Annotated in this window: 4 protein-coding genes and 1 pseudogene; all 5 read left to right on the forward strand. The window is 50.1% G+C overall.

Translation table 11 applies throughout. The features are described from left to right. Positions 1-765: pseudogene (gene pyrD, locus Q0236_RS13070) on the forward strand (dihydroorotate dehydrogenase (quinone)); the annotation flags it as partial. A gap of 977 nt (positions 766-1,742) precedes the next feature. Continuing rightward, a complete protein-coding gene (locus Q0236_RS13075; protein ID WP_297918968.1) occupies positions 1,743-2,996 on the forward strand; it encodes a pitrilysin family protein in 1,254 nt (417 codons plus the stop codon). Then, a complete protein-coding gene (dapA, locus tag Q0236_RS13080) occupies positions 2,989-3,885 on the forward strand; it encodes a 4-hydroxy-tetrahydrodipicolinate synthase (RefSeq protein WP_297894048.1) in 897 nt (298 codons plus the stop codon). Before Q0236_RS13075 ends, dapA begins: the two co-directional genes overlap by 8 nt. Next, a complete protein-coding gene (locus Q0236_RS13085; RefSeq protein ID WP_291937459.1) occupies positions 3,886-4,665 on the forward strand; it encodes an enoyl-ACP reductase in 780 nt (259 codons plus the stop codon). After that, a complete protein-coding gene (gene pgsA / locus Q0236_RS13090) occupies positions 4,662-5,219 on the forward strand; it encodes a CDP-diacylglycerol--glycerol-3-phosphate 3-phosphatidyltransferase (protein WP_297918971.1) in 558 nt (185 codons plus the stop codon). Before Q0236_RS13085 ends, pgsA begins: the two co-directional genes overlap by 4 nt. The last annotated feature ends 468 nt before the right edge of the window (positions 5,220-5,687 follow it).

Genomic DNA, 5,687 nt, shown 5'->3' on the forward strand with positions numbered 1-5,687 from the left:
CAAAGCGGCAACGAAAAGCCACGACTTTTTCGCCTCGTAGCGGAGGAAAGTATCCAAAACGCGATGGGCTTTAACAACGAAGGCGCCGATATTATCGAGCATCGCGTGCGAAAAATTTATCCTTTTAAAATCCCGATCGCCGCAAATATCGGCAAAAACAAAGCCACCTCGAACGAGGACGCGCTAAGCGATTACGAAGCCTTGGGCCGTAAATTTAACGGGCTGTGCGATTTTTTTATCATCAACGTAAGCTCGCCGAACACCCCCAATCTGCGCGCTTTGCAAGAAAACAGCTTCATAAGCGAGCTGATCGGAGCGATGAAAAAGATCACGAACAGGCCGCTCGTCTTAAAGTTGGCGCCCGATATGAGCGCGGATCAGGCGATCGCGCTATGCGAGTGCGCAGTACAAAGCGGCGCAAGCGGCATCATCATAAATAACACGAGCGTCGATTATTCGCTAAGTCCCAACGCTAGGGACTTTGGCGGCCTGAGCGGTAGGCTGATCACCGAAAAATCGCGCGAGCTTTTCGCGCAGGTCGCTCGCGAGCTTTTCGGCCGCACGATCCTAATCAGCTGCGGCGGCATAGACAGCGCGCAGGAGGCCTACGAGCGTATCAAATCGGGCGCGAGCCTGGTTCAAATTTTTACCGCCTTTATCTTCAAAGGCCCGTTCGTCGCAAAATCGATCAACGAGGGGCTGGCTGGGCTTTTGCGCGCAGACGGTTTCAATAACATAAGCGAGGCGGTCGGGGCGAATTTAAAAGATCGAGCGGGCGAAGGATACGGCGCGAGAGGCGATCAGACCGAAAATCGCGGCGACGGCGTGGATTTGTGCGCTTGTGAAGACAAAAAAGCGGATACCAAAACGAGCGAAATTTCAAACGCGCCCGAGAGCAAGGATGCGGACGAAATTTCAAATGACGGCGAAAGCAAAATTTTAAGCGCTCAAATATATGAAATTCCAACCACTCAAACAAATTCAAACTCCGAAGCGGACGAAAATTCTAGCGCTTCGGCAAATTTAAACGCCTTGATAAACACAGATACTGCGACGGATCAAAGCTCGGCCGAACAAAGCCGCGCGGAGAGCGGAAATTCGGAGATTGAAAGCGCAAAACGAAGCAGCGCAAAAAGCGAAAATTTAGAGGCTAAAAACACAAAGCAAGGCAGCGCAGATCAGAAGCAGGATAAAATTTCAAAAACTACCTCCAAAAGCGGCGCGAATCAAAAACAAAGTCAAATTTCAAAAAGCGGCGCAGGTTCCAAGCGCGGTAAAATTTCAAAGGACGCTACGCAAAAAGACGCCGCGCAGAAGGATACTGCGAAGGATAATGACGCTTCTCAGAAGGATACCGTCCAGAATACTGCGCAGCAAAAGGATGCCGCGGCTAAAAATCTCTCGCAAAGCGGCGCAAAGAGCGAGAAATTAGAGACTAAAGACATAAAACAAAGTGTCGCGGCAAGCAAAACCGCCAAAACAAAAACCGCATCTAAAAATAAAACCGCAACTAAAGCCGCATCAAAAAACGACATAGAAAGTAAAAATTCTAAAACTAAAGCCACGCCGAAAAATAGCGCAGAAAGCAAAAGCTCCAAGGTCAAAAATGCAAAGCAAGGCAGCGCCAAAACTAAAAATGCCGAGGCCAAAGAGACCAAAGAGCTTAAAGAGGCCAAAAAAGCGAGCGGCGCCCAAGACGCGGAGCAAAACTCAAGCAAAAAACGAAAGGCGAAAAAAGATTAATGTTTCCGAAATTTAAGAAAATCACGCTGCAAAACGGGCTTCAAATTTATCACATCCCGATGAATAAAGGCAGCGGCGTCATCAGCGTGGATGTCTTTTACAACGTCGGCTCGCGCGACGAGGTGATGGGCAAAAGCGGCATCGCGCACATGCTGGAGCATCTAAATTTTAAATCCACGAAAAATCGCAAGGCGGGCGAGTTCGACGCGATCGTAAAGGGATTTGGCGGCGTGAATAACGCAAGTACGGGCTTTGATTACACGCACTACTTCATCAAGTGCGCGAGCTCAAATTTAGAGGTCTGCTTGGATCTTTACGCCGACATAATGCAAAACTTAAGCCTCAAAGACAAAGAATTTCAGCCCGAGCGCAAGGTCGTGCTTGAAGAGCGGCTATGGCGCACCGATAACGATCCGTTCGGATATCTATTTTTCAGGCTCTACAACGCCGCGTTTTTGTACCACCCGTACCACTGGACGCCGATCGGCTTTCGCAAGGATATCGAAAACTGGAGCATCAAAGATATCAAGGAATTTCACGCTAAATTTTATCAGCCACAAAACGCCGTGCTGCTGATCACCGGCGACATCGGCGAAAAGGCGGCGTTTGATGCGGCGAAAAAATACTTCACGCCCGTAAAAAACAAGAGCGAAATTCTGCACCTTCACTGCACCGAGCCTGCGCAAGACGGCGAGAAGCTTAGCGTTATTTACAAAAACAGCGAGGCGCAGATCGTTGCAGTCGCCTTTAAAATTCCGCCGTTTAACCACACCGACGCCGCGGCGATCAAAGCGATGGATATATATCTTAGCGGCGGCAAGAGCTCGCTTTTGCAGCGCGTGCTGGTCGATGAGAAAAAGCTCGCCAATCAGATCAACATCTACGATATGAGCGCCAAGGACGAGAATTTATTTATAGTCTTTGCCGTTTGTAACCAAGGCGTAAGCGGCGAGACGCTGAGGGATGAAATTTTGGCGCTGATCGAAAAAGCCAAAAAAGCTAAAATAAGCGACGACGATATGCTAAAGATCAAAAACACCCTAAGCAGCGATCTGATCTACTCCCTCGACAGCGCTAGCAAGGTAGCGCAGATGTACGGCAGCTACATCGTCCGCGGCGATCTGGACGCGCTATTTAGGCTGGAGCGCGAGATCAAAAGTCTAGATAAAAGCGCAGTTAAAAAAGCGATGGAAACCTATCTAAGCCTTAAAAATTCCACGAGCATTATCTTACGAAAGGAAAACGATGAATAAAAATGTCATAATCGGCTCTATGACGGCGCTGATCACGCCTTTTAAAGAGGGCAAACTAGACGAGCAGACCTACGCTAAGCTCATCAAAAGACAGATCGCAAACGGCATAAGCGCGGTCGTGCCCGTAGGCACCACGGGCGAGAGCGCGACGCTGACGCACGACGAGCACCGCGTCTGTATCGAGATCGCCGTAGATGCGTGCAAGGGCACGGACGTCAAGGTGCTAGCGGGCGCGGGCAGCAACGCAACTCACGAAGCGATCGGGCTCGCGCAGTTTGCGCAGGCTCACGGCGCGGACGGAATTTTATCCGTAGCGCCCTACTACAACAAACCCACCCAAAAGGGACTCTATCTGCACTACAAGGCGATCGCGAGCTCGGTAGATCTACCCGTGCTGCTCTACAATGTCCCCGGTCGCACCGGCTGCGACATCGCCGCAGATACGATCATCAAGCTTTTTAACGACTGCGAGAATATCTACGGCGTCAAAGAAGCCAGCGGCAGCATCGATAAATGCGTCGATCTACTCGCACACGAGCCGCGCCTTAGCGTGCTTAGCGGCGAGGATGCGATCAACTATCCGATCCTAAGCAACGGCGGCAAGGGCGTGATCTCGGTCACCGCAAATTTACTGCCCGATTACACGGCGAGACTAACGAAATTTGCGCTGCAAAATGAGTTTTTAAAGGCCAAGCAGATCAACGACGATCTCTACGCGATCAATAAAATTTTATTCTGCGAGAGCAATCCGATCCCGATCAAAGCGGCGATGTATATCGCAGGCCTAACGCCGAGCTTGGAGTACCGCTTGCCGCTTTGCGAGCCGAGCGCGGAAAACCTCAAAAAAATAGAAAACGTAATGAAACAATACACTATCAAAGGATTTTAATTGACGAACGAATTTAAAGGAAAAACGCTAGTTATCAGCGGCGGCACGAGAGGCATAGGCAGAGCGATCGTTTTGGAATTCGCAGCTGCGGGAGCGAATATCGCTTTTACGTATAATTCCAACGAGGAGCTGGCGACTTCGCAAGCGGCCGATCTTGAGAAGGCTTACGGCATCAAGGCGCGCGCTTATGCGCTCAATATCTTGGAGCCCGAGACCTACAAGGAGCTCTTTGCCAAGATCGACGAGGATTTTGCGCGAGTGGATTTTTTCATCTCAAACGCCATCATCTCGGGTCGTGCGGTCGCGGGCGGATACACTAAATTTATGAGGCTAAAGCCGCGCGGTATCAATAATATCTTTACCGCGACCGTAAATGCCTTCGTCGTGGGCGCGCAAGAAGCTGCAAAGCGCATGGAAGCGGTAGGCGGCGGCTCGATCATCTCGCTTAGCTCCACGGGAAATTTAGTCTATATCGAAAACTACGCGGGTCACGGCACGGCGAAAGCCGCAGTTGAGGCGATGGCACGCTACGCCGCGACCGAGCTCGGCGAAAAAAATATCCGCGTAAACGTAGTAAGCGGCGGACCGATCGAAACGGACGCGCTGCGGGCCTTTACGAACTACGAAGAGGTGCGCGACAAGACCGCCGAGCTTAGCCCGCTAGGACGCATGGGGCAGCCGGAGGATCTGGCGGGAGCATGTTTATTTCTATGCTCGAGCAAGGCTAGCTGGGTGACGGGGCACACCTTCATCGTCGACGGCGGAACGACCTTTAAATAATGCTAAATTTACCCAATATTTTAGCGAGTTTTCGCGTTGCGCTGGCGCCGCTGTTTTTCTGGCTGATCTTACTAGCAGGCCATGCAAACGGCGACATGGTAGGCTCGGTGCACGTAAGCTGGATCGATTATTTCGCCGCGCTAGTCTTCGTCATCGCCTCCGTCACGGACTTTTTCGACGGATACATCGCGCGCTCTTGGAACCAGAAGACCAAGCTAGGCGCCATCATCGATCCGCTCGCTGATAAGATGCTGACGCTTGCGGGCTTTTTGGGGCTTATGTTTATCGGGCGCGCTAGCCCGTGGGCGATCTATCTGATCCTAATCCGCGAGTTTTTCATCACTGGCCTTCGCGTGGCGATGGCAGGCGACGGCGTAGAGGTCGCCGCGTCGATGGCGGGTAAGGTAAAAACGGTCTTTCAGATGATCGCTATCGGCTGGCTAACGATGCAGTGGCCCTATGCAAACGCCCTACTCTGGATCGCGGTCGCACTGACGTTATATTCGGGCTTTGAATACGTCGCGGCATATGCCAAGGCTACGAAAAAGAGTTAAATTTTAAAATTTCGCGCTATAAATTGTGAGATAAAATTTTATAGATGTTTAATCTGTACGCGCACAGCAGTGCGCTAAGCCTATAAAATTTAAAAGATAAAATTCCGCCGCACAAAAAATTTTACGGCGCAGAATTCCGTCTAACCGCTATGCAAAATTTTACAGCAGCGCGGCAGTATTTTAAAACACGACAAAATTTCAAAGCGCAACAAAATTTTAGAGTATGACGACTTGTCAAGACATAATGAAATTTCAAAGCATAGCGGCAATTCACACTACAAAGCCTCGTGCGGCAAAATTTTATAATCCACTCCACAAAATCTCGCGGTAAAATTTCGCTTTTAAATTTTAAATTCCTCGCGTCCTCCATCCGCCGCGCGCCTTAATTTAGCCAAATTTATAGCCCGAAACGGCGGTGAGTTAAGCTCAAAGCTAACCAAGTTTAAAAAAAGCGAGCCAAGGCTTTAA

The organism is uncultured Campylobacter sp. (assembly GCF_938031315.1).
Classification (GTDB): domain Bacteria; phylum Campylobacterota; class Campylobacteria; order Campylobacterales; family Campylobacteraceae; genus Campylobacter_B.